Origin of the sequence: Enterococcus devriesei (genome assembly GCF_001885905.1) — a bacterium.
Lineage (GTDB): Bacteria > Bacillota > Bacilli > Lactobacillales > Enterococcaceae > Enterococcus_A > Enterococcus_A devriesei.
This window is the reverse complement of the sequence record NZ_JXKM01000006.1, coordinates 100416-124647: the sequence shown is the minus strand read 5'-3', so window position 1 is coordinate 124647 and position 24232 is coordinate 100416. Positions and strand designations below refer to the sequence as shown.

General features: G+C 40.8%; 22 protein-coding genes and 1 pseudogene. 9 read left to right on the top strand and 14 right to left on the bottom strand.

Features of this window, described 5'->3' with window-relative positions; translation table 11 throughout:
• Window positions 1–39: 39 nt before the first annotated feature.
• Window positions 40–1371, bottom strand: a complete 1332-nt coding sequence (locus RV00_RS10140) for an LPXTG cell wall anchor domain-containing protein (protein WP_071862490.1) — start codon at window positions 1369–1371, stop codon at window positions 40–42.
• A gap of 176 nt (window positions 1372–1547) precedes the next feature.
• On the opposite strand from RV00_RS10140, the gene RV00_RS10135 reads away from it, so the two are divergent.
• On the top strand, window positions 1548–3092 hold the full coding sequence (locus RV00_RS10135; protein ID WP_071862489.1) for a helix-turn-helix domain-containing protein: 1545 nt from the start codon (window positions 1548–1550) through the stop codon (window positions 3090–3092).
• Window positions 3093–3126: 34 nt separating this feature from the next.
• Here RV00_RS10135 and RV00_RS10130 read toward each other — a convergent pair whose 3' ends face one another.
• Complete coding sequence (locus RV00_RS10130; RefSeq protein ID WP_071862488.1) at window positions 3127–4017, bottom strand: glycosyltransferase family 8 protein; 891 nt, start codon at window positions 4015–4017, stop codon at window positions 3127–3129.
• Complete coding sequence (locus RV00_RS10125) at window positions 4014–4868, bottom strand: glycosyltransferase family 8 protein (RefSeq protein WP_071862487.1); 855 nt, start codon at window positions 4866–4868, stop codon at window positions 4014–4016. Before RV00_RS10125 ends, RV00_RS10130 begins: the two co-directional genes overlap by 4 nt.
• A 291-nt stretch (window positions 4869–5159) precedes the next feature.
• On the opposite strand from RV00_RS10125, the gene RV00_RS10120 reads away from it, so the two are divergent.
• Window positions 5160–5969 (top strand): Cof-type HAD-IIB family hydrolase, encoded by an 810-nt coding sequence (locus RV00_RS10120; RefSeq protein ID WP_071862486.1) that lies wholly within the window; start codon window positions 5160–5162, stop codon window positions 5967–5969.
• A gap of 54 nt (window positions 5970–6023) precedes the next feature.
• Here RV00_RS10120 and RV00_RS10115 read toward each other — a convergent pair whose 3' ends face one another.
• Window positions 6024–6995: a Gfo/Idh/MocA family protein gene (locus tag RV00_RS10115; protein ID WP_071862485.1), complete on the bottom strand. Its 972-nt coding sequence runs from the start codon at window positions 6993–6995 to the stop codon at window positions 6024–6026.
• Between the two features lie 13 nt (window positions 6996–7008).
• Window positions 7009–8028, bottom strand: a complete 1020-nt coding sequence (locus RV00_RS10110; protein WP_071862484.1) for a Gfo/Idh/MocA family oxidoreductase — start codon at window positions 8026–8028, stop codon at window positions 7009–7011.
• Between the two features lie 145 nt (window positions 8029–8173).
• Here RV00_RS10110 and RV00_RS10105 point away from each other — a divergent pair, with 145 nt between their 5' ends.
• Complete coding sequence (locus RV00_RS10105) at window positions 8174–9034, top strand: MurR/RpiR family transcriptional regulator (RefSeq protein ID WP_071862483.1); 861 nt, start codon at window positions 8174–8176, stop codon at window positions 9032–9034.
• Window positions 9035–9074: 40 nt separating this feature from the next.
• Here RV00_RS10105 and yghU read toward each other — a convergent pair whose 3' ends face one another.
• Together yghU and RV00_RS10095 are read right to left on the bottom strand one after the other, a co-directional pair.
• Complete coding sequence (gene yghU / locus RV00_RS10100; protein ID WP_071862482.1) at window positions 9075–9854, bottom strand: glutathione-dependent disulfide-bond oxidoreductase; 780 nt, start codon at window positions 9852–9854, stop codon at window positions 9075–9077.
• A gap of 492 nt (window positions 9855–10346) precedes the next feature.
• Window positions 10347–10748, bottom strand: a complete 402-nt coding sequence (locus tag RV00_RS10095; protein ID WP_071862481.1) for a VOC family protein — start codon at window positions 10746–10748, stop codon at window positions 10347–10349.
• 142 nt (window positions 10749–10890) lie between these two features.
• Between RV00_RS10095 and RV00_RS10090 the strand changes: the two genes are divergently transcribed.
• Together RV00_RS10090 and RV00_RS10085 are read left to right on the top strand one after the other, a co-directional pair.
• The gene (locus tag RV00_RS10090; RefSeq protein ID WP_071862480.1) at window positions 10891–11220 is read left to right on the top strand and encodes an ArsR/SmtB family transcription factor; all 330 of its coding nucleotides are present in this window, start codon (window positions 10891–10893) and stop codon (window positions 11218–11220) included.
• Window positions 11221–11297: 77 nt separating this feature from the next.
• Window positions 11298–12854, top strand: a complete 1557-nt coding sequence (locus tag RV00_RS10085) for an MFS transporter (RefSeq protein ID WP_071862479.1) — start codon at window positions 11298–11300, stop codon at window positions 12852–12854.
• A gap of 49 nt (window positions 12855–12903) precedes the next feature.
• Here the strand turns inward: RV00_RS10085 and RV00_RS10080 are convergent, their stop codons facing one another.
• Complete coding sequence (locus tag RV00_RS10080) at window positions 12904–14325, bottom strand: glycoside hydrolase family 1 protein (protein ID WP_071862478.1); 1422 nt, start codon at window positions 14323–14325, stop codon at window positions 12904–12906.
• A gap of 572 nt (window positions 14326–14897) precedes the next feature.
• Window positions 14898–16355 (bottom strand): alkaline phosphatase, encoded by a 1458-nt coding sequence (locus RV00_RS10075; protein WP_071862477.1) that lies wholly within the window; start codon window positions 16353–16355, stop codon window positions 14898–14900.
• A gap of 410 nt (window positions 16356–16765) precedes the next feature.
• Between RV00_RS10075 and RV00_RS10070 the strand changes: the two genes are divergently transcribed.
• Complete coding sequence (locus RV00_RS10070) at window positions 16766–17359, top strand: histidine phosphatase family protein (protein WP_071862476.1); 594 nt, start codon at window positions 16766–16768, stop codon at window positions 17357–17359.
• A gap of 18 nt (window positions 17360–17377) precedes the next feature.
• Here RV00_RS10070 and RV00_RS10065 read toward each other — a convergent pair whose 3' ends face one another.
• Together RV00_RS10065 and RV00_RS10060 are read right to left on the bottom strand one after the other, a co-directional pair.
• Window positions 17378–18436: a sensor histidine kinase gene (locus tag RV00_RS10065; RefSeq protein ID WP_071862475.1), complete on the bottom strand. Its 1059-nt coding sequence runs from the start codon at window positions 18434–18436 to the stop codon at window positions 17378–17380.
• Between the two features lie 2 nt (window positions 18437–18438).
• Complete coding sequence (locus RV00_RS10060) at window positions 18439–19128, bottom strand: response regulator transcription factor (protein WP_071862474.1); 690 nt, start codon at window positions 19126–19128, stop codon at window positions 18439–18441.
• A gap of 346 nt (window positions 19129–19474) precedes the next feature.
• Here RV00_RS10060 and RV00_RS10055 point away from each other — a divergent pair, with 346 nt between their 5' ends.
• Window positions 19475–20386 (top strand): WxL domain-containing protein, encoded by a 912-nt coding sequence (locus tag RV00_RS10055; protein ID WP_071862473.1) that lies wholly within the window; start codon window positions 19475–19477, stop codon window positions 20384–20386.
• Window positions 20387–20460: 74 nt separating this feature from the next.
• Here the strand turns inward: RV00_RS10055 and RV00_RS16690 are convergent, their stop codons facing one another.
• The 3 genes and pseudogenes from RV00_RS16690 to RV00_RS10045 form a co-directional block, all read right to left on the bottom strand.
• Window positions 20461–21309 (bottom strand): aldo/keto reductase, encoded by an 849-nt coding sequence (locus RV00_RS16690; protein WP_071862567.1) that lies wholly within the window; start codon window positions 21307–21309, stop codon window positions 20461–20463.
• Between the two features lie 60 nt (window positions 21310–21369).
• Window positions 21370–21789 (bottom strand): annotated as a pseudogene (locus RV00_RS16685) (cyclophilin-like fold protein); the annotation flags it as partial.
• Window positions 21790–21818: 29 nt separating this feature from the next.
• Complete coding sequence (locus RV00_RS10045) at window positions 21819–22418, bottom strand: DapH/DapD/GlmU-related protein (RefSeq protein WP_071862472.1); 600 nt, start codon at window positions 22416–22418, stop codon at window positions 21819–21821.
• Between the two features lie 108 nt (window positions 22419–22526).
• Between RV00_RS10045 and RV00_RS10040 the strand changes: the two genes are divergently transcribed.
• Both RV00_RS10040 and RV00_RS10035 read left to right on the top strand, forming a co-directional pair.
• Complete coding sequence (locus RV00_RS10040; RefSeq protein ID WP_071862471.1) at window positions 22527–23399, top strand: LysR family transcriptional regulator; 873 nt, start codon at window positions 22527–22529, stop codon at window positions 23397–23399.
• Between the two features lie 121 nt (window positions 23400–23520).
• Entirely contained in the window at window positions 23521–24138 is a 618-nt protein-coding gene (locus tag RV00_RS10035) for a hydrolase (protein ID WP_071862470.1), read from the top strand.
• The last annotated feature ends 94 nt before the right edge of the window (window positions 24139–24232 follow it).

Here is a 24232-nt window from a genome sequence, read left to right as displayed (position 1 = left end):
TGTACTGACAATTTTCAGTACACCTTTTTTGCTAACCGATTATTTAGTTCGTTTCAATAATAAAATTGCCCCTAATAAACTAATCAATCCACCGGCGATCATAAATAAGCTTGTATCGCTTTCTCCGGTCTTTGGCAGTAAACTATAGCCGGATTTTCTAGCTTGTGAGCTAACTTTTTTTGACTTATTTACTGAAGAGCGCGGCGGTCTTGACTGATTTTCAGATCGTTTTTGGCCAGGCATGGAAGAGCTTTTAGCATCCTTTCGAGAGCTACTATTTGAATTTTCTCCGGTATTGCTACTTGATTCTGTAGTTGATTTCTGACTCGTATCTGTGCTTGTTCTCGTGCTTGTGTCTGTACTTGACTCCGTACTTGTGTCTGTGCTTGTGTCTGTACTTGTGTCTGTACTTGGCTCAGTGCTTGTGTCTGTACTTGGCTCAGTGCTTGTGTCTGTACTTGGCTCAGTGCTTGTGTCTGTACTTGGCTCAGTGCTTGTGTCTGTACTTGGCTCAGTGCTTGTGTCTGTACTTGGCTCAGTGCTTGTGTCTGTACTTGGCTCAGTGCTTGTGTCTGTACTTGGCTCAGTGCTTGTGTCTGTACTTGGCTCAGTGCTTGTGTCTGTACTTGGCTCAGTGCTTGTGTCTGTACTTGGCTCAGTGCTTGTGTCTGTACTTGGCTCAGTGCTTGTGTCTGTACTTGGCTCAGTGCTTGTGTCTGTACTTGGCTCAGTGCTTGTGTCTGTACTTGGCTCAGTGCTTGTGTCTGTACTTGGCTCAGTGCTTGTGTCTGTACTTGGCTCAGTGCTTGTGTCTGTACTTGGCTCTGCACTGGTGTCTGTCCGATGATCTCCGCTAGAATCGGTACTGCTGGTTGATCCGCCATCATCTCCTTGAATGATCGTTTGACGCTGGCTATACGGCGTCAAGTGATTTTTATCGGTAGGGTTGTTGTCGGAAACTTTTACTGTAAACAAGCGTGACCCGCCTGCTGGAATTGGCTCCGTCAAAGTAACCGTAAATTTAAAACGCGCTTGCTTAGAGTCTGGATCGAAATAAATCGTATGATTATAATCAATCTGAATTCCTTGATCGACATTCTCAAAACTTACGACTGCTTGCTGGATTGCGGCATAATCACCTGAAAACGAAATCGTAGCCGAAACTTCGACTGGCGTTCCTACAGTCAATTTGGCTATACCTGAATTAAACTGCGAAAAATTATCGGTAAAATGAATGTTATTAACATTCCCCCAGCTTGCTTCACTTGCAATGACAGAGGGCTGGTTGATAGCATTTGCCTCAATCATACGGTAAGACACGGGCGTGACGGACAACAGTAAAGAGGCGGCAAGTAAATGTGATAATTTCAAAATGATTCTCCTTTTCATCTATGATCGTTTCAAGGATAAATCAAATAACAGTTACTATATTATGATTTTCTCGTGAAAAACGAATGTGTTTTAAATAATTTGGGAGCATATTTCTTTCTAAAAATCGCTTTCCTTCACTATACTAAGCAGTGAATAGATTGGTTAGGAGGATTTTGATGCAGACAAAGGAAGCAATCAAAACTTATTTATTAAGTCGAAAGGTTGGCAGTAAGCTGGCAGTATTCCAATATTTATTGAAATATCCCGCTTACCTTAGTCACAGCTATTTGATCAAAAATTGTCATATATCAGAGAATACGTTGACACTTTATTTAAAAGAATTAAATCAAGATCTGCAGCAAAAAGTCGCTCCTACAATCCGAGTTATTAGCCGACATGGTTTTACTGCCCTTGATCTATCTGGATTGGACAGCGCAGAATGCTATTACAAACTTTTAGGTGCTTATTGTAAAGAAGCAACGAATTATCGGATCGTGACTTCGTTGCTTAATCGCAAAGTGAATTCGATTGTCGCGCTCAGCCACGAAACCAATTTTAGTGTTCCATATCTTTATTCACGCATGAAGGAAATCGACCAATTTTTAGCACTCTTTGGGCTGGCGATTTCTTTTACTAAATCTGGGGAACGAAAGATTGTCGGAACAGAAATTCAGATTCAATATTGTTTAATCGATGTTTACTGGCGAATTTTTGCGAATACTGAACTGCCTTTTAGAGAAAAGGAAACATTGAATACTTTTCAGTTAGTTGACCACTATCTTGATTTTCATCTAGCTGATCGCTTAACCAGCGGCCAATTAGATAAAGTCGCCTTAGTGTTGATGTTGTGTACGGATAATTTTCCTTTTACGTCTTTTGAGACCGTAAAAACGGATATCGCAAAATACCCAAGTAATCGAATTTTTCTGCAGCCAGAGCTGGACTTCTTAAAATCTGATTTAGACCTCTGCGATGAGCAACGGATTATTTTAAATATCCTTCTGCGTTTGACTACCGCAAAAGTTGGGACGGATGAAGAAAATTATCGACATTACATCATCTTTCAAGAGAATCACTCACCCTTCTTCGATACTGCCAAAGATCTGGTCGATGCTTTAATGAAGCAATTTGATTTAGCGATTCCAGAAAACAAACAAGTCTTAGCGATTTTGAATATTTGCAGAAATCGTTTATTCAACACCTACCTCCATCCGGCTCAGCCGAATATGGTATTACCAAGTGTATCGATGCAGCAAGATGATTCAACCTTTCGTTCGTTTATGAAGCGGCTGCGGAAATTTTATCAAAAATTTGATCAAGAAAACCCACAATACTCAGCCGATTTGGAAAAGGAAAATGTCGATTGGATCATGGAAGATTTATTCCATCTTTATGACTGTTATCGCCAAATTGAACCTTTGCGGATCGGTGTTAACTGTACCAGCAACTACTATGTCAGCGATGATATTATTGGGAAGATCCAACAAGTGTTTACTGATGATTTACAGCTGCAAAAAAGTCAGATGGCGGAGTGTGACATCGTCATCAGTGATTGTCCTTTGCCGGATCTTGCTCCTGAAATCAAAAAAATCTACTTCATCGATGGTCTAGCAAATCGTGATAGTTTACAGCTGTTGATGGAAAGACTTGCTCAAGAAATCTTCGCTTTGAAAAATCAGCTGCCTACTGAAGTGACATCAAAAAACCGTTTGAAGCACTAGGCCTCAAACGGTTTTTCTCGCATCCTCAACGAGCTCATCCTGATTTTCTTTGAAAAAGATAGTTGGTCTTTTTCTTTTTACAAGCGAAACTTTCAGGGAATTCGGTTAATTCTGCGTACTTCTCATAATATTTCTTCGTTGGGGAAGTAAATTCTTTACTCCAGGGCTTGATATGACCAGAGTAGTGAATAATCTTCGGTTGTTTCCGAGTCTCAACATAGGCACGCTCCCCTTCTGGCCGAGGATTTTTGACTTCCTTTTGCATGATATAGCTTTGGGCATTCCATTTTGGATGAATCGGTAACCATTGATCATGCAAAATCGCGTTTAACGCATCTTGATCATGGAAACGCAATTTTTCAGGGTTTTCTTGAATGAATTTCAAGACACGGTTCGTCACGTCTTGTTCCAGCCATTTGTTGACATCAATCAACATCAAGCCGGAATTGAAGTAACGATAGGACTCGGTTTTGATTTTCATTTTTTCCAAACGATGGTGGAAACCGGCATCCTCTACCGCAGCTAAAATATTTCCCTTTAAATCCAATTGCCATAATTTAGAAACATCCGTCAAGGCAATCATGTCACAATCTAAATACAACAAACGCTCGACACCTTTGCCGCGGAATAGCTGCGGAATCGCGATCCGGAAATAAGCTGTTTGCGGAATCCGGTCACTTTCGACAACATTTTCAAAATATTTTTTATCGATCGTCAAGAAATGCACAGAGGAATCAAAATCCTGTAATGTCTCTCGCATCAATTTTTTATTAGCCATACTAATTTCATCATCGATCACGTAAAAATCATACTGACTCGCGTGTTTTGACCCATTTTCTAAGATCGATACAAACAGCGCCGAAACGTGAGGTGCGAATCCATCATTACAACTAGAAACGATGGTCATTTTATCTTGTTTACTCATCGTACATTCACCACTTTCTCGAAAACACTCTCTTGTAACACTTTCATGTAGGCATCTTGGAAAGGATGTCCAGTCAGTGTGTTCCACGGTTTATCGTGGCCGGTAAAATGAACGATTGCCGGATTTGCTCGACCTTCTGCGTATAATTTTTTATGATAAAGCGTTGGTGCGGGATGCTTATCGGTAATCAATGAGCTTTGCATATTCCAACGTGGATGGATTTGCGTCCAATCTTCGTACAATACAGCATTTAATGCATCTTGATCATGAAAAATAATTTTATCACTATTATTTTTTAAATAATCAATAGTCTTTTCTGTAATTTTTCGTTGGTTCCAACGTTTGATATCGATTACCATCACGCCGGAATTAAAATAATAATCTTTCGAGTCAATCCCCAATCGAGCCAAGGCTTTCGTTTGACCAGGATCAATGATCGCTCCTATTGTTTTATTGTTCAAATCAGTTTGATAAAGTTTTGTGACGTCATCTAAAATAAACGTATCGGCATCAATATAGAGGATTCTTTCGTAACCAGAATTTTTGAACGTCTTCGGCAACGAAATACGATAATAGGCGGTAGTCGTGATGTGGTCGCTCACTAAAAAGTCTTTGTAAGTTTCTTTGTTAACGGTCATAAATTCAATGACCGCTTTAGTCGAATATAGTTGCACCGTTTGTTCCAATTTTCTTTTACTTTCCATTGATAAGTCATCATCAATGATATAAAAATGAATTGGGGTCATCTTATTGGTGTGCTCTAGCAACGTTCGGATCATTACGCTTAAGAAAGGAGCATAATTCTCATCAGATGCTGTCACGATTGGTAACTCTTTTTGGTTAGAAAACATACTATCTGCACTCCCTTATTTAGTTTTGTTCGTTTTCTTACTGTTTCTGAAACCAACATACGCCCCTGATTATGAATTTCCAAAGAAATTGCTTAAAGGTCTAGATATTTTTTAATAAAAATGATTAAAAAGCTTGATATACTTAACTTTTTTTGATAAATTCCAATTTTTTCTCTCAATCAGAAAAAATTGATGCTGTCTTGTCATCTACTTTTTCTAAGCGTATTAGTTTAAAAAGAGCTCCATTTGTTCTATGGTTAAATTAGAATACTTAATAAAGGAAGGGTTTCAATGAAACTGGCAGCAATTGATTTAGATGGAACACTATTAAATTCGCAAGGAGAAATTCCAGAGGAAAATCTCCAAGCATTACGGAAATTTGACGCTCAAGGTGGAATCGTCGTATTAGCCACCGGCCGTTCGATCCATTCAGCCACTGAAGCCTTTGCCAAACTGGCTATTAATGGCTACACTCTAGCCTCTAATGGCGCTTATGTCGCTCGAATCGAGCAAGGCGAGATTGCTGAAGTATTGAATGGTTTCACGATCCCTACAGCAATCGTCGAAACAACATTCGCCATAGCAAAAGCAGAAAAAGTAACGGTCGTTGCTAGCCGGGCTGAAAAAGACGACCGGATCGTCTTTGATCCAGCTAGTGCTGAGGTCAACAGCCCTTACTATGCGCAATTCAAATTAGCGGATACTTCTCCAAAAGAACTGATTGGGCATTTGAAAAATGCCGACATCAGCTATTTCAAACTGGCTTTTAATAGTCCCGACGTCAAAAAGTTAGCCGCCTTACGTTCGGCTTTTAATGTCAAAAAGATCACTAGCACTTACTCCGCCAAATATTGGCTGGAAGTCATGGCTGATGGCGTGAATAAAGGCGCAGCGTTGAAATTTTTATTGGACTATTTAAAGATCGCAAAATCCGAAATTATCGCTTTCGGTGATCAGGAGAATGATTTGGAAATGCTGCAATTTGCAGGTACTAGCATCGCCATGGAAAATGCGGTCACGTTGATTAGACAAACAGCTGCAAAAACTACTAGCAGTAATGATGAAGCCGGAGTAGCGGCAGTTATCAATACGTATCTTTAATCGTTGAAACGCAAAAAAGGAGCTGAGGCAAAGTTTTGCCCAACTCCTTTTTTCTTAGCCTAATTCTAAACCAGCTTTAGTCGAAGCTTCTTCCACGACTTTCATGACTGCCAAGCTATGATCCAGTTGCTCCGCGGCAAAAGCAAGATTCTTTTCGCGGATCACCGTATCAAATTTTTTGAACTCATCATACATCCGGTGATGTGTTGATTTTTCGGAGATCTTCTGCTCACTGCCTTTGTGCTGCAGCACGGTTTCAATAATGGTGCTGCTAGGGCTTTTCACAATAATCGTGCCGTCTTCTCCTTGGATCGTCGCGTGACTTTCCGTGAAGGAATCTTTGGCTCCGATACACGCCGCCTTGAAAGAACCATAATCCAGCATCAAGATACCGGAAGTATCGACCCCTTTTTGAATGTTCCCATAATACTCAACGCCTTTTGGCAGACCGAATAACCCTAAGACAAAATGGATATTATAAATATTGATATCCATCAACGCGCCGCCGCCAAATTTTGGATTGAAGGCCGGTAAGACCTCGCCTTTACGAAACGCATCATAGCGAGAAGAATATTGAGAATAGTTGCATTCGATCAAACGAACTTGACCGATCTCCGGCAACGCTTCTTTGATTTTTTGATAATTCGGTAAATATTGATTGGTAACAGCTTCGATCAAAATTAATTGTTTTTCCTCGGCGATTTCTTTCAATTCAGCCAGTTCGCCGTATTTCAAAGTAAAGGGCTTCTCACAAATCACATGTTTGCCAGCCAGCAGCGCTTGTTTGGCAAATCCGTAATGCAAATGGTTTGGCACGGCGACATAAACTGTGTCGATCTCAGACGTTAAAAAGTCTTCCGTCTTTGAAAACGTCGCGCCGATCTTGTATTCTTCTTGCAATTTTTCGGCCTTAGGCACACTTCGTTCAGTGGATAAAATCGCTGATAACTGGATTTCCGGAAGCTCCGCGGTCATTTTTAAAAATTCATTGACGATCATACCTGTTCCAATAATCCCTAGTTTCATCGTTTTCCCTCCATTATTTCGCTTCTAATGTAGCAATTCCCGTTTCTAAGATCTGCAGCTGCAAAATCGTTTCTTCGTCCTTGACGATTTTTTCCTGTCCATTGACGATGGCATCATAAACCCCTTGATAGATGCGGCTGTAATCGCCCACTTCGGAAACTACCTTCTCTTCATGATAGCCCGCCTCATCGACATAGGTCAAGAGCCCATAATGCTCAGGCAAATCAATCCCAAAATCCGGATGGTTCGGTAAGTAGAACAACTTCAAATGTTCTTCCTGACGGTCTTTCGTCTGCTTCGTGAAAACACCTTTTTTACCGTAAACGACAAAACTTGGTCGTTCTTTCAATCGGAAATAACTAGATTTCACCGACACCTTCAGCTTGCCATAATAAAAATCCAAGTCAAAATAATCATTCATCCGATCCTCACCCAGTAATTGCCGCACATCATAACGAATCTCATCCGGCTCACCAAAATAACTCAAGACTTGGTCGATCGTATGACAACCATGTCCATACAAATAGCTGTCCTCTTTCGAAAAATGGGTCACATTTTCTGGTACTTCTGGACGAAAATAATCATAGTGCATCTCGATTTCGATCAAATCTCCCAGTTTGCCGCTTTCGATGATTTTTTGAACCGTTAGAAAATCCGAGTCAAAGCGACGATTCTGGTAGCATTGTAGAAACAAATTTTTGCTTTTGGCCAATTCAAAGAGTTCGACAGCTTCTTCAGACGTTTCAGTGAAAGGCTTTTCCACTAGGACATGTTTTCCTGCTTCCAACACTTTTTTGGTATACTCATAATGAAACTTCAAAGGTGTGGTGATCACCACTAAATCGACCGCTGGATCGTCCAAAATATCAGCTAGCTCTGTCGTATACTTAATTGCGGGTAAAGGGGCCCAATTTTGCCGGCCAGATGGCGAATAAATCGTTTTGATCTTGATTTTATCTGCTAGTTTAGTAGCAAATGGGATGTGGTAGCGATTGGTGCTTTTGCCGTTGCCTAGATATGCGATAGTTAACATGAATTCGCCTGCTTTCTTCTATTTGATAGCTTCATTATAGCGAGAAAGCCCGGTGCGAAGGTTTGTTTCAACAAATAAAAAAATAATGTTTACAAAAAAAGGCCGTTAGCCCTCTTTTTGTAAACATCATGTTCAGGAGGAAACCATGCTCATCGAAAAGCTCACTCAACAAGAAAATTTCAGCCTCGCAGAAAAACGGATCGCCGATTATATTTTGGCACATCTCGCAGCTATTCCCACGATTTTTATTCAAGAACTGGCGGAAAAAACCTTTTCCTCCCATTCCACGATCATTCGTCTATGTAAAAAAATAGGCTGTAGCGGTTTCCGTGAATTCAAAGAAACGATCGCCGAAATCGTTTATACCCAGCGCCGTGACAGCGCAGCGGTCAATGTAAATTTCCCCTTTGAGCCCTCAGACACCGCCAGTGAGATTGCGCAAAAAATGGCGGATCTGACCATCAATACGCTCCAAAAAGCCAGTCGCCAAATTGACGCGAACCTTTTGGATCAAGTCGCTGACCAGCTGCTGCAGGCTGAACGAATTTTTCTCTTTGCCCAAGGTGACACTCAGCTGAGGGCCCGCAGCTTTCAAAATAAATTAATCAAAATCAATAAATTCGCGATCCTGGCGGAAGAGTACGTCGATACCCAGTGGAACGCGGTAAACCTGACAGATCAAGACTGCACCCTTTTTATTTCCTACGGTGGCAGCAATCCCGGCTATGAAAAAATCATGCGCTATCTAACAGAAAAATCCGTGCCACTAATCCTGCTAACTGGAAATCCCAATTCTACCCTTGTTCCTTTAGCCACCAAGACACTTTTAACAATCCAAGAGGAATATGATTTCGCCAAGATCGCGACCTTCTCTTCTCAAACCGCCTTTGAATATATTTTAAACAGTCTTTTTTCCATTATGTATACCCGCGATTACGAAAAAAATATCCGCACGCTGCGAGAAAACCAGATCGCCATGCAGGACGGACTATTGGCAGACGAATAAAAAACAATGCTCGAAATTCGAGCATTGTTTTTTTTTCTATTTAATCAATCGGTTGATACGTGACCGCCAAACCTCTTTTTACCGCTGGCCGTTCCGCGATTTTCTGCGACCATGCCATTAAATGAGGGTACTCCTCGACACTTAGGAATTCAGCGGAACCCGAATAGCTTCTGCCCAGCATGATTTCACCATACCAAGACCAGATCGCGATATCCGCGATCGAGTAGTTATCACCAGCGATGTAGGCGCGATTCGCTAAGGTTTGGTCCAACAAATCCAATTGTCGCTTCGTTTCCATTGTATAGCGATTGATCGGATATTCCATCGGTTCAGGGGCGTATTCGAAAAAGTGCCCGAAGCCGCCGCCGACAAATGGTGCCGCGCCCACTTGCCAAAACAACCAATTCAACGTTTCTGTCCGTGCATGCAGCTCAGTGGGCAGTAATTGTCCAAATTTTTCCGCCAAATAAAGTAAGATCGCTCCCGATTCAAAAACATTCACTTGCAGGCTTTGATCCACTAGTGCTGGGATCTTCCCATTCGGATTGATAGCGCTAAAATCAGAGCCGAATTGATCGCCTTGACTAATATCGATTTTGTACAGATCATAGTCCACCTCAGCTACGCCTAATTCTTTCAGCTCTTCAAACATGATCGGAATCTTGATACCATTCGGTGTTCCTAGTGAATACAGCTGAAAAGGCGCCGTTCCAACCGGTAAAGTTTGTTCAAACCGGCTTCCTGCAGTGGGACGGTTACCGCTGATGCTATCATTTTCATTCTGCCATTGCCAAACCTTTGGTAATTTATAGTTAGACATTTGTTCGCTCCTCCTAGAAGATTCTTTTTCTTTTATTTTACCCTTTCTAATCAGGAAACCTAAATATTCAGCTCGTATAAAAATCACACCGACTTGCGTCAATATGATTTCGTTTGTATTATTCTTTTACCGCGTAAATATCACTTTCTAAGAAAGGCTTTCGCGAACTCGCTCAGCTTTTTGCCAGTTTTTCTGCTCACTTTATTGAGAGTAGAAAAATGATATGCGTAACAACAATCAGAATCATTTTTCGTGTCTTTGGAAAAATGATCCTCTTATTGGGAGTCAGCTGAGCAATAAGACCAAACGATTTATACATTGCTTCTCAAATTTCGAAATCGTTTTGCTTATTGCCGATAAAGCTAGTGCGTGAAGACGGACATGAATATGCCTGCTGTGAAGCGATTTATTCATATGAAAATTTTGTACTTTCTTCATAGTTTAGAAAAACGACCGATTTCATTTTATGAAATCGGTCGTTTTTCCTCTTTTTTATCCCAAATTCATCCAAACTGGCTCAAACTGATTACCGTCAAGATCAACGACTTCCAAACTAAACATTTGATCTTCTTGCATATCCATTTCAACAGAATGGTAACTTCCACCGTTGGCCTTCGCGGCTTCCGCAATTTTTTTTACCACCGCTGGACTTTCCACTGAAAAAGCTGTCAGCGTTCCACTTTGTGTTCGAGTGTCTGCGATCTTCTTCCCTTTCAAAAATAAATTATAAAAATCGTATTCTAACAACATAATCCAAAAATTATCATCCCAGACCATTGAGCTAGATTGCTCATTGGAGAAATCTTCGTTCTTCTTAAATCCCAACTTTTCATAAAATTCTGTGGAGGCCTGTACATCTTTCACGGGGTAATTAACAAATACCATTGTCGCCATGTTCTTCACTCCAATCAAATTTTCGTTTAGTATGAACTGCTAACGTAAAAAAGGCAATGAAAACGCTTGTATTAAAATGAACGATAGATTTTGATTGACATGTGCGCACAGGTGCATATAATAAAAAGTGTGGAGGTGCCCCATGAAAGCAAAATATGATCCTGAAAAATGTCGTCAGCTGATTCAAGACAGTGTTGATATTGATTTCTTTCGCGCGATTTGTGATCCTGTTCGTAGTGAACTGCTGATTTTTTTAGCAAGTACCGGCGAATTATCCATCGGTGAAATCGCAGAGAATTTCCCGCAAAACCGTTCAGGAATCTCACGTCACTTAGACTATATGAATCGCTTTGGCGCTGTACATCGCAGAAAAGAAGGACGCGAAGTCTATTACAGAGTCGATAAAGAACAAATTGCCAATAAATTTGAGTCTGCTTCAGACAATATGAAAGCACTCCTGAATCAAATCTAAGGAGTGTTTGCTTTTGGATCATATATGCATTTATGCGCACGAATAATTATTGATGATTGAAAGAAGGATTTTTGAAAATGAAGGAAACACGTAACAAATGGTGGATTTTAGGAACAGTTAGTTTGGCAGTCTTTATGGCGATGTTGGATATTACAATCGTCAATGTCGCGCTGCCTGAGATTCAAAAAAGTTTTTCCGGCAGCTTCAGCAATTTACAATCGGTATTGAATGCCTATACGCTAATCTATGCGATTGCCCTACTGCCTTTATCTAAATTAGGCGATCTGCTTGGTCGGAAAAAAGTATTTTTGCTTGGCTTAGCAATCTTTATGGTAGGATCATTAGCCAGCGGACTCGCTAATAGCAACCTGACTTTAAATATTTTCCGCGGCTTCCAAGGAATTGGCGGTGCGGCGATGATGTCGCTTTCGTTATCGATCGTTACTTCAGCTTTTCCTGAAAAACAACGGGGATTAGCTCTGGGAATTTGGAGTAGCGCGGTGGGTCTAGCGGTTTCCGGCGGTCCACTGATCGGTGGTATTTTAGTTGACGCACTTGGTTGGCGCTCGATTTTTTTGATTAATTTACCGGTAGGATTGCTAGCATTGATTCTAGGTACGATCACGATCCAGGACACCAACAAAAAGTCCGCTGGAAAAATCGATCTGCTTGGTTTGCTTTTTAGCACGTCCATGATTTTCAGCACTGTGTTCGCCTTGATTCAAAAGGAAACCCACAGTGATTATGCTTGGACAGATTGGCGGATCATGGCCTTGTTCGCAGTCGCTGTCCTTTCATTGCTATTCTTCATTTTGGTTGAGGAAAAAGTCAAAGAACCAATGATTGATTTGAAAATGTTCCGTTCGTCTTCTTTTGTTGGCGCGAATATCGCAGCTTTCACGCTAGGGGCGGGACTCTATGGTGGCTTTACTTATCTTTCGATCCTGTTGCAAAGCTATATGGGCTATAGTGCTTTTGAAACCGGACTAAAATTATTAGTCATTAGTGTCTTTACGCTAGTTTTAGGTCCGATCACTGGTTTGATCTCTGGGAAGATCGGAAATCGCTGGTTGATTTCCATCGCTTTATTAATTGGGATGGCGGGTGTCTTAGTCATTAATCAGATGATTAAGGTCCCTTTCAAATGGGATTATCTAATGCCCGGCTTTATTCTTTTAGGGATCAGCAACGCCTTAGTCAATCCACCGATTTCAAACGCAGCTATGAGTGCGGTGAATGAAGAGCAAGTCGGAATGGCTTCAGGAATTTTAAATGTCTTTCGTCAAGTGGGAATCTCCTTTGGCGTGGTGATGCTAGGGATTAGTGTTACAAACGGTTACAACAGCAATCTTAACCAAAGTTTAGTTAAATTAACGATGGTCCCAACAGCCCTCAAAGAACAACTAACGGCCTTACTCCACAAGGCCAGCCCCTTTGCCGGACGCCAGCTTTTTGAAAATACGCAAGCTAAGGCATACAGTCAGTTGCCGATTTTTGATCAAGTGAAAGAAACGGTCTTCACGGCCTACAATCATGGTATGAAAAACGCCAATTTCTTAATCGCCATCTTGTTATTGATTGGCGCCATTTCTAGTCTTGTTTTAATCCGAGACAAGCAAGTGAAATCCGTTTAAGTTGAATAAAAAAAGATGGACCCTCGGCTTTAAGGTGTCCATCTTTTTTTTATTTCGAAGCTAAATCTGCGCCGTTGGTTGCAATCACTTTTTTATACCATTCAAAGCTATCTTTTTTGCTGCGATTGAAAGTTCCATTGCCCTCGTCGTCTTTATCAACGTAAATGAAGCCGTAGCGTTTCGACATTTCCCCGGTTCCGCCAGAAACGAGATCAATGCAGCCCCACGGTGTATAACCAATCAGATCCACCCCATCTTCGACTGCTTTATCCATTTCCTCGATGTGACGGCGGAAGTAATCAATTCGATAGTCATCATGGATCGAACCGTCTGCCTCGACTTTATCGACTGCCCCCAGACCATTTTCCACAATCATCAGTGGAATTTCATAACGGTCATACAGCTCATTCAACGTGAAACGCAGTCCAACTGGATCAATTTGCCAACCCCACTCGCTCGTTTCTAGGTATTCATTTTTCACACCGCCAAACAGATTGCCACCAACACGATCGTCGCTTTCACCAATCGTTGCGGCCACACAGCTGGTCATGTAATAAGAAAAAGTATAATAATCCACCGTTCCTTCTTGCAAGATCTCTTCATCGCCAGCTTCAAAGTCAACTTGAATACCGTGCTTCGCAAAATAATTCTTCATGTAGTAAGGGTATTTCCCTTTGACTTGAACATCACCACAAAACCAGTTCAGCTTTTTCACTAGCTCTTGACTAGCCAAAACATCCTCTGGTTTACAGGTCAAGGGATACATTGTGATATAAGCCAACATACAGCCGATTTGGAAATCGGGATTGATTTCATGACCAATTTTTACCGCTTTGGCACTAGCGATAAACATATGATGCAAGGCTTGATAACGACGTTGTTCGTCATCTTCACCTAAAATTCCTAATAAATTACGCCCACCCATCGGCAAGGTTCCAAAGTTGATTTCATTGAAGGTCAGCCAGTATTTGACTTTATCTTTATAGCGTTTGAATAAGGTCGTCGCAAAATTAACAAAGAAATCAATTGTCTTGCGATTCGCAAAACCGCCATAGTTTTCTGCCAAAGCATACGGTAGTTCAAAATGACTGATCGTAACTAAGGGTTCAATATTATATTTTTTACATTCATCAAAGACTTTATCATAAAAGGCCAAGCCTGCTTCATTTGGTTCCGTTTCATCGCCTTTGGGAAAAATCCGCGACCAAGCGATACTCAAACGGAATACTTTGAAGCCCATCTCTGCAAACAGTGCAATATCTTCTTTGTAGCGATGATAAAAGTCGATCCCATCATGATTAGGATAATAGCCGTCCGGCTCGATCATTGGCGTCATTACGCGGCGTTTATGTAACCCTCCAGCCCGCATATGATCAGGAATACTCTCGCCCTTTCCGTCTACGTCCCAAGCCCCTTCACATTGGTTGGCCGCAGTGGCCCCGCCCCATAAAAAATTTTTCGGAAATGTCATTTGTTCTTCCTCACTTATCTTAAAATTTGGCGTTTTTGCATTCTAAACGTCAAAAACCTGCCAACAAATAAGCGTTCAGAACGCTCCATTTGTTAACAGGTTTAGCTTGCTACATGCAATCACTATCCATTGTATTTATTTCTATAAGAATTATAGCACTCCCCCAGCAGGAAAGGCAACCGCTTTCCAAACCGAAAAAACGAAGTATTTGGCACTTCATTTAGTTATTTAATGCGTGGTACATGAAGACCGGATCGCGAATCAATCGTTCTTATTATTAATCAGATTTCAGCCCATATTCCCCGGGTAATCATGATTTTTGTAATTTTTTTCATTTTATTAAAAAGATTCGGTTTGAATGTTTCCATTCTACCGAATCTTTAGTTAGATCATTTTCGCTTTTGATAAATTTCAGCTATGATTTGATAGGCCGCTCTCCTAAATTAGTTAAACGACCTCTATTTTTTTAAGGACAACAATACTTGTCCAGCAATTCCCTGATCCTGCTGCAGCTCTGTACACTTTTTTAGGCGCTATGTCTTGATTATCGCTTTATAAAATTATTTTTCAGATCACTTCCCGATTTTCACATCCATAATTTCCGCAAGCGTCTGAGGAATGTCTGTATTGTCTTCACACTCACCAAAGTCCTTGCTACCGACTCCAATCGCAGTAAGCGGAACAGTTTCCGCAGTATGGGCTTGCGTCGTCCAGGCGATTTTTGTTTCCTTTGAAAGGATCGGTGAAGCCGCGTAGCCACCAATTCCCATCATATGCTTCATACCCTCAGCTTTTTCTTTTTCTGATTCAGGAATCCCCATATCTGCCATTAAATCAGCGATTGGAAAGGTGTTTAAGCGATTTTGGACTAACGCTTTGTCATCATCAGATAACTTGACCTGCCATTCCTTTTCCATTGCATGATACAATCCATCGTAATCCTTCTTCTCAATGTAGGATTCCATTGTATTTCCGAATGAAGATTTCACCCGATCGACTGCTTCGAAATCCATTTTATAAGAATTATAACCGAGACTTAATCCGCCCGTTTCATGATCTGCTGTTACCAGAATCAACGTTTCATCAGGATGTTTGTCATAGAATTTTTTGGCTTCCGCAACAGATTCTTCAAAAGAAAGAACCTCATTCAGTACTGCCGGCGTATCATTATTATGGGCCGCACCATCAATATAACCGCCTTCCACCATCATGAAAAAGCCTTTGTTATTTTGGGAAAGGACATCGATTCCACCTTTGACCATTTCAGCCAAGGTCGGTGATGTTTTTTCAACGTTTTTCTGAGTGATTACGTCCGTTAAATACTTTGGCTCATAGATTCCTAAGTATTTATCGGTCTTAGTGAAATCTGTCTCTTCAAAATCTTTTAAACTGCTATCTACGTCGTAGCCTTGTTCTCCAAACGCTTTAGCCAGGTCTTTGCCATCCTCACGTTTCCCACCTGCATCCTTCGTTTGAAAATACTGGGCACCGCCGCCTGCTAAATAGTCATAATCGGCTTTTAAGTATTGATCAGCAATCGTTACCTCGTCATTTCGATCAGGTACGTGAGCTCCGAATGCGGCAGGCGTTGCATGCGTAATAGAAACAGTCGTAGCCATTCCAACACCGTAGCCGTCTTTTTGCATGGACTCAAGAATGGTCGTATAGTTGTCCTTTCCCTTCCCATCCATTCCGATCACACCAGTAGCCGTCTTGATACCGGTACTTAAGGCCGTTCCAGCCGCAGCCGAATCCGTAATCGTACTGGATAAAGAATTTGTCGTAACGTTAGCCGTTACCGGCATTTGATTCATGGACAACTTGTAATTTGCATCTTGATTTTTCCACTGCATATAGTTTTCTGCTAATCCTCTATGGGAGGCACCCATCCCGTCGCCGATAAAATAAAAGACATACTTGGGCTGTTTTGTTTCTGTCTCCTTTTTTGCTGATTCTGAGCTGGCGGTACTGCAGCCCGACAAGCCGATGGCTGCCAATATCATTAAACTAATCCACTTTTTATTTTTCATGATCGTCCTTTCCTTTTCCTAAGTTTTAATGTGGTTTTCAAGTACTTGATGGTTCTTTCTGAAAAAATGTAAAACGGGACAGTAACGGTGAGCTTTTTACTTCATTGGATAATACAGCAGCAGGTGAATTGCAATAGGTGTACCGAAGGGATAGAACTCAAAAAAATAAAAGCGACACCAAATAAATGTAATTACTTACATCATTCGGTGTCGCCTTCTTCAGTAACGATCCTATATCCAATGTAGCATAGTCGATATTCCGTTGCAACCGCTTTCTTTTTATGCAATCTGTTTTTTTATTTTGTGGACTTATGTCTTAAATCAGCATTTACTGATCCTTTTCCAAATTTTGATGCGTTTTCATTCTTTATTTGCTAGTATTGAGTTAATGAAACAACGGAGGATAAAAAATGAAGAAAAAATTATTTTTAATGCGTCATGGGGAAACGTTGTTTAATCAATTAAAAAAAGTTCAAGGGGCTTGTGATTCCCCCTTAACCGAAAAAGGAATCCAACAAGCAAGACGGGCAAAGGACTATTTCAAAGAAAACAACATAGCTTTCGATCATCTTTACTCATCTACCCAAGAACGGGCCAGCGATACTTTGGAGATCGTTTCTGGCAGTCAAAATTATCAGCGTCTCAAAGCATTGAAGGAGATGGGGTTTGGTTCTTTTGAAGGTGAGCAGCAATTTTTACAACCGCAAGGACAGGAATATTTTGATTCTTTTTATTTACAATTTGGTGGCGAATCGATGGTCCAAGTTCAAACAAGAATGACCAAAGCCCTCCACCAAATCATGGAGCAAGATGATCATCAGACGGTTTTAGCGGTCTCTCATAACGGTGCTTGTATTAGTTTTTTGCAGACGATTTGGCAGAAGGAGAAACAGGATTTAGTCCGCGCATTTCCTAATTGTGCGATTTTCACTTTGGCTTACGAAGATCAGCAATTTCAACTGGAAGACATCATTGATCCAGCGACAAATTTAAGTATTCTATAGAAAAAAGCAGCGCTCGTTTTACACGGGCATTGCTTTTTCTGGTTCCGTTGATAAAGTTAAACGGAAAATACTGCCCTTTCCAAAGTCACTCTCTACTTCTAAACGGCCATTTAATTGTTCCGCCAAATTTTTGCTGATATATAGTCCTAAACCAGAGCCTCCTGTTTCGGGATTACGGGATTTTTCTACCCGATAAAGACGGTCGAAGATTTTGGCTTGATCTTCTGGACGAATTCCGCTGCCCTCATCCGTGACAGAAAAAATGACTCGGTCAGCTACAGCGGTGATTTTCAAATAAATCGTTGTCTGCTCCCCAGAATATTTACTGGCATTTTCAATTAAATTGGTCAAGATTCGGTTTAATTTTCCCTCATCCGTGATCAACGTCGTTACCTTTGCATCAATTTCTAGCTTAAGTTGCTGCTTTTTCTTTTTTAATATGTATTCAAAGCTAGCTAAAAGGGTCAACAAAAACTGGTCCAACCAAATTTTCTGCTCCTTATTTTGAGGGCCTTTTAGGGAATTTTTTTCCATGATCGAGACTTCCATCAATTGCTTGGTCAAGGCGGTCAAACGTTCGATTTGATACGCCATCTGATTTAAGGTTTGATCAATTTCTGATTTGGCGATGATGCCATCTTGGATCGCTTCGATTTGATTTTTGATAGCGGTAATCGGTGTTTTGATGTCATGGCCTAACTGTGCCACTAGATTACTCTTATCCTGTTCACTTTTTTCTAAAGCGTTAAAACTGTCGGCTAGCGCGGTGACCATTTCATTGAAATCCTCCGCCAGTGTCTGTAATTCCTTAGGGGCGTGCTGCAAATGAATCTTGGTGAATTGATTTTCTTTGATGACTTTGGTTTGCTTACTTAATTTATTTAACGAATGGAAGGTATTTCGCAATAAGAAAAGCCCCAACGCCGCACCTAAAATATTCGCCAAAATGGTAATCGCGATGATCAAGTAACCATCTTGGTCGGTCAGATACATCTTACGGATACTAAACCAAACGATCACGATGACCACTAAGCTGGAAGACAGAAAGGACAGAATCATCATATCTCTTAACTTCATGCTTACTCCTCCATTTTATAGCCTAAGCCCCAGACCGTTTGGATATGCGGGTAAGGCAATCCATCGGCGGTCGTCGCTAATTTTTCTCTTAAACTATGAATATGAACATTTAAAGTATTGGCGTCATCAAAATATTCCGATTGCCAAATTTTTTCATATAACTCAGACTTTGGAAATACTTTACCTATATCGCGTAAGAATAATAACAGCAATTGAAACTCCTTAATAGATAAATCTAAGGAATGATCGTATAGTGTCGCTTGAAATTTATCTTCATCTATTTTAAACGGACCTGCTTCAATCGTATTTTCTTTACGCTCTTCTTGACTGCCGACCCGACGCAAAATATTCTTCACTCTTAAGGTCAATTCTCTTGGACTAAAAGGTTTTGTGATAAAATCATCTGCCCCCAAAGTCAAAGAAAATATTTTGTCTTTCTCTTGATCTTTAGCACTGACAAAAATAAAAGGCGTATCATCAGCCTTTTCCAGTACCTTTTCAATGAAGTCATAACCGTCCATTTCAGGCATCATGATATCGGTAATAATCAAATCTAATGTTTCCTTTTCAAAGAACGCTAGCGCCTCTTTACCATTATTAGCAGCGAAAACTTTGTAGCCCTCTCGTGCTAAATAACGGGAAACGATTTCTAGGATCGCTTTTTCATCGTCTACAACTAATATTTTTTGCATTGCTTACACCTCACGCCCTATACTAATCCAGACGTTCAAAAAAAGCACTCAATTAACTCATAATTTAGCTTAAAATAAGTCTTAACTGATCCTTAACTAACTTTCTAAAAATGCTTAATTGAAAAGATCTAGCAAATAAAAAACGACTCATTTCCGATTCAATTATCCAAGATTATTTTGTTTGTTTTTGACCAAAAATAACTATAATCACTCGTTTAACGATTTTTTTTATTTGATTTTTCACTAGTTAGGTTTTACTTAAGAAACAGCTGCTTTGTTTTTTTATGTTCTCTGACGTACATTTATACCCGTTAAGAGCAACCAATCAAAAAAAGGAGTCTTTACTATGAACGCAAGAAAATTTGGAACCGTGGCAGTCGTAACTGCCTTGAGCAGCATCGCATTAGGAGGATTCATTAATACGAACTCAACCACCGCTCACGCTGCCGCAAACTTTACTGCAGGCGCCAAAGAAACCCGCAATCCAATGGGCGCAGCGCTTAGCAGCACGATGGCAAAGAAATACAATATCTCAATGCCTGAAGCAAATAAAGGTTATTTTTCAGGTGGTTCAACCTACATCGGACCTCGGGTTGGAACCAGTGCCGCTGGGGCTACCTCAACGATTCAAGTAAAAGTTTCGAAAACTTCAAAAGGAACGACCTTTGAATTAGAACCTGCCAAAGCTGGCGAGCAACCTGAAAAAGCAACGTTACGTTTAGATGGTGTACCAAACATCGCCTTCAGTGGTACTAAGAAGGAAGATATTAAAAAAGGCAATGTGACCTTAATGGCTGACAGTTATAAAGTCGAAAAAGGTACCAGCGCTGAAAAAATGGCCTTTGACGGCAATCAAGATGGGCTAGTCGAAATCAATGACAAAACAATGAGCGATAAAAGCATGGGCTGGTCACTATTTGCAGCCATTACCCCACTGACCGATAAAGCTGGCGACACATTAGATGCAACTTTGAATCTAAAATTGATGGGCGATAACGGCGTCGCCGGCACTTCTACTAGTCTAAGCAGCATGAACGGTGAAGCTAAATCTGTCTTAATGGCTGCTAAAGGCACGGGCTTAGATACGACAAAAGTTATGGTGGATCAAAAAGGAACAACCTTGACCATCAATAAAAATGAAAATATTCAAGCAGGTGTTTACCAAGCCAATGTTGTTTGGACATTAGCCAACAACGCCAACGCGCAAGCAAACATGGCCAACGCTAACGCCAACCGTGGTGCAAGTAATAATCAATAATCAATTAACGAAACAAAAAAACTTTATGTGCTCCAAAAAAGGTCTGTCTCAAAAGCGAGACAGACCTTTTTTTATTATCGATCGTTTAAAATCTTACGGAAAACAGGCGTATCGTTACTTTTACCATAATCAAAATCACTGCTTAATGCTTTTAGTTGCGCCATGTCTTCAGTTGAAATCACGAAATCAACTTCGGCATTCGCCTGCATGTGTTCTCGGTTCTCCGTTTTCGGTAGCGGCAAAAGGTTTAATTGCAAACAGTAGCGAATGGCTAATTGAGGGATCGAGACGTTGTATTTCTCCGCTAAAGTTGTAATCGTCTGACTCTTCAGCATTGCTCCGTGAGCAATCGGCGAATAGGCCTCCACTAATACGTCGTGCTTTTGCGAATACTCGATCACCTCAAAAGGCGTTTGGCCAATGTGGGCTAAGACTTGATTGACCATTGGCGGAATCGTTGAATGAGTGAAAAGATTTTCAAGGTCTACCACTTCAAAATTAGAAACACCGATCGCCCGCAACTTGCCTGCTTGGTACGCTTCTTCTAATGCCCGCCACGCGGCAATATTTCCTTCAAAATAATGATTCGTCCCTTGAAAATCCGCCCACGGCTTCGGACTATGAATAATCATCAAATCAAGATAGTCTAAGTTCATTTTTTCCAGCGATTCATCGATTGCGTTGACTGCCTGCTGATAATCTTTTATCTCCGCCGCCAACTTGGTCGTAATGAACAGTTCTTCCCGCGGAACCTTCGTCGCCTGAAGTGCCGCTCCTACACCTGCTTCATTGCCATAAGCCTGGGCCGTATCAATATGGCGATAACCTAGCTCGATGGCTTCCAACACTTTTTCAGTCGCTTGTTTGTTCTCAATCATCCAAGTGCCGTAACCGATCTTAGGAATTTTTACGCCGTTTTTCAATGTATAATTTTCTTTTAAACATGATTCATCCTCACTTTCGTTTCTTTCAACTGTTACTTGCGCTGTGCCTAACTGGTCAGACAATTCTTTGGTCAACTCTAACCGGCCGATTCGGGTGTAGCGATATTCCGTTTCAAAGCTGTGATAAAAAATCACCAGTGTTTGATTGCCGTACAATAAAATATCCCCTGCTTCAACTTTGCCTACTGACTCTTCAGCTGTCGGAAGCGGTGTTGGCAACCGGTAGTATTTTTCATTTTGATACAGGTCTTCCATGCTAAATTTCGTTGGTAAAATCCGCTGTAATTCTTGCGATGATGCATTTTCCTCTAAAAGGATGCGATGCTTGTAACCATTTAATAATAAAGCTATTTTTTTCGTTTTTCCCTGTGTATTTTCCGATGAATGGTGCGTACAAGCTGTCAAATTAAAACTAATACCACACAAAGCAATTAATAAAAAGGACGCTACTCGTTTCATTTAATTAACCTCAAATCGTAAACCTACTATTATAGTACTTGTTCCAACGCATTTTCTTTCACGCTTGATTTAATTTCTTTGATCACCTTGGCGGGAGAGCCTGCGACGATTACATTGTCCGGAACATCTTTGGTCACAGTAGAATCGGCAGCCACAATTGCGTTTTGGCCTATCGTCACACCGGGTAAAACCGTGACATTGGCACCTAACCACGCATTTTCTTTAATTTTTACTGTCGCAACCGACAGTCCTCGGCGCTTTTGGGGATCTGCCAAATGATTCACAGAAATAATTCGACACATGGGACCAATCAAAACGTGGTCTTCAATCACGATCCCGCCCAAATCGACAAAGGTGACATTCTGATTGATAAAAATATCCTTACCAAAGGAAATATGCTTGCCAAAATCTGTGTAGAACGGCTGTGTAATTTTAACTGAGGCATCAATTTTTCTGTCTGTGATTTTAGCCAAATAAGTTAACACCTCTTTATTGGTATGGTATTTTCCGTTCATTTCCATCACCAACTCTTCGTTGTCGGCTTTCAATTCATGGATCTGATCGAAAAGCGCGGAGCCGGGTAAAATCTCACGGTCTTGAAGTTGAGCGATTAATTCCTGTGTACTCATCTTTAGTACCTCCTTCATTGCTGTCTTTAGTATACTTGGTTATACTAACAATGAATAATACTTATATAGAATAGATAGATATCGTTTTTAGTTATAGGAGGAAGCTTTATGGATTTACGTGTTCTAAATTATTTTTTAACGGTGGCCCAAGAAAAAACCATCAGTAAAGCCGCAACTGTGCTACATCTTTCCCAGCCCACACTGTCAAAACAATTAAAAGACTTGGAAGAAGAATTAGGTGTACAGCTGTTTACTCGAGGCAATCGTGAAATCACGCTAACTGAAGATGGCGTTTATTTGCAAAATCGGGGAAAAGAGATTTTTTCATTAGTGGACACCACCACCGCTAACTTACAAAAAAATGAAGTAATTGGCGGTGATATCATGATCGGTGGCGGTGAAACGCTAGCCTTTCAATTTCTTTCCACGATCCTAAATGACTTGATGCAAGATTACGCCGATCTCAACGTCCATCTTTACAGCGGCAACGCGGATGACGTGAAGGCTAAAATCGACAAAGGGCTGTTAGATTTCGGGCTAGTGATCGATCCGGTAGATAAATTAAAATACGAATACTTGCCTTTGCCGATTTCTGATCACTGGGGTGTTCTAATCAATGAAACCCATCCCTTAGCGAATCGTAAAACCATTACACCCGCGGCCTTAAAAGATCAGCCCCTTTTGATTTCCAATCAATCCTTAGTAAACAATCAGCTGTCCGAATGGTTAGGAGGAAACCTAAGTAATTTCAACGTAATCGGCAGTTACAATCTACTCTACAACGCTTCTTTGCTAGTCAAAGAAGGAACCAGCGTTGCTCTATGTATTGACGGAATTATTAATACCAAAGACAGCGGCCTACTGTTTCTTCCTCTTGAACCGACGCTGACTTCTCGGATCAGTGTCATTTGGAAAAGAAAACAGATATTTTCTAATGCGGCCAAGCTATTCTTAGAACATCTGTTGGCAACAACTAAATAAGCAATTCCCTCTATCTCATTAACCACTGTCCGGAAAGGGCTTTCAAACTCAAGACAAATTCTTCGTACTTTTGATTGCTTCGCTGTACAATAAATGTATTAAATTCAAAGGAGTGTCACCTATGACAAGTTATGAAAAACGAACCGATGATCATTTACTTTCTCCAGAGAATACCGTATTGACGGTAATTGATTATCAACCAACCCAAATCAATTCCATCAATTCCATGAACCGTTCTGAGCTGATCCGCAACACTGAGATCGTGATTGAGTTAGCCAAACTCTACAATATCCCGATCGTGCTCTCTACAGTAAATGTCGAAAAAGGTTGGAATACCGATACTATCCCCGTCTTGAAAAAAGCAGTCGGCGAAGACGCACCTTCTTATGATCGCAGCTCCATCAATGCTTGGGAAGATAAAGAATACAACGAAGCGATTAAAGCAACTGGACGGAAGAAAATTTTGATCCTAGCTTTATGGACTGAAGCCTGCTTAACCTTCCCAACTTTAGATGCATTAAAAGAAGGCTACGAAGTTTATCCCATCGTCGATGCTGTTGGTGGTACTTCAACTATTGCTCACGAAACGGCCTTACGTCGGGTCGAACAAGCCGGCGCGCAATTAACTTCAATCGCCCAACTCGCTTGCGAATTACAACGCGATTGGAACCGCGAAGAAACTGTCCCAGGCTTTGACGAATTATTGACCAAGTTTGGCGCGTTTTCAAATTTGAGATAATTAAAAAATCCTCTTACTATCAATTAGTAGGAGGATTTTTTTAGTCAATTCAATTTTGAAACGTTTGTAGCCTATCAATCACCCTCTCGGACTG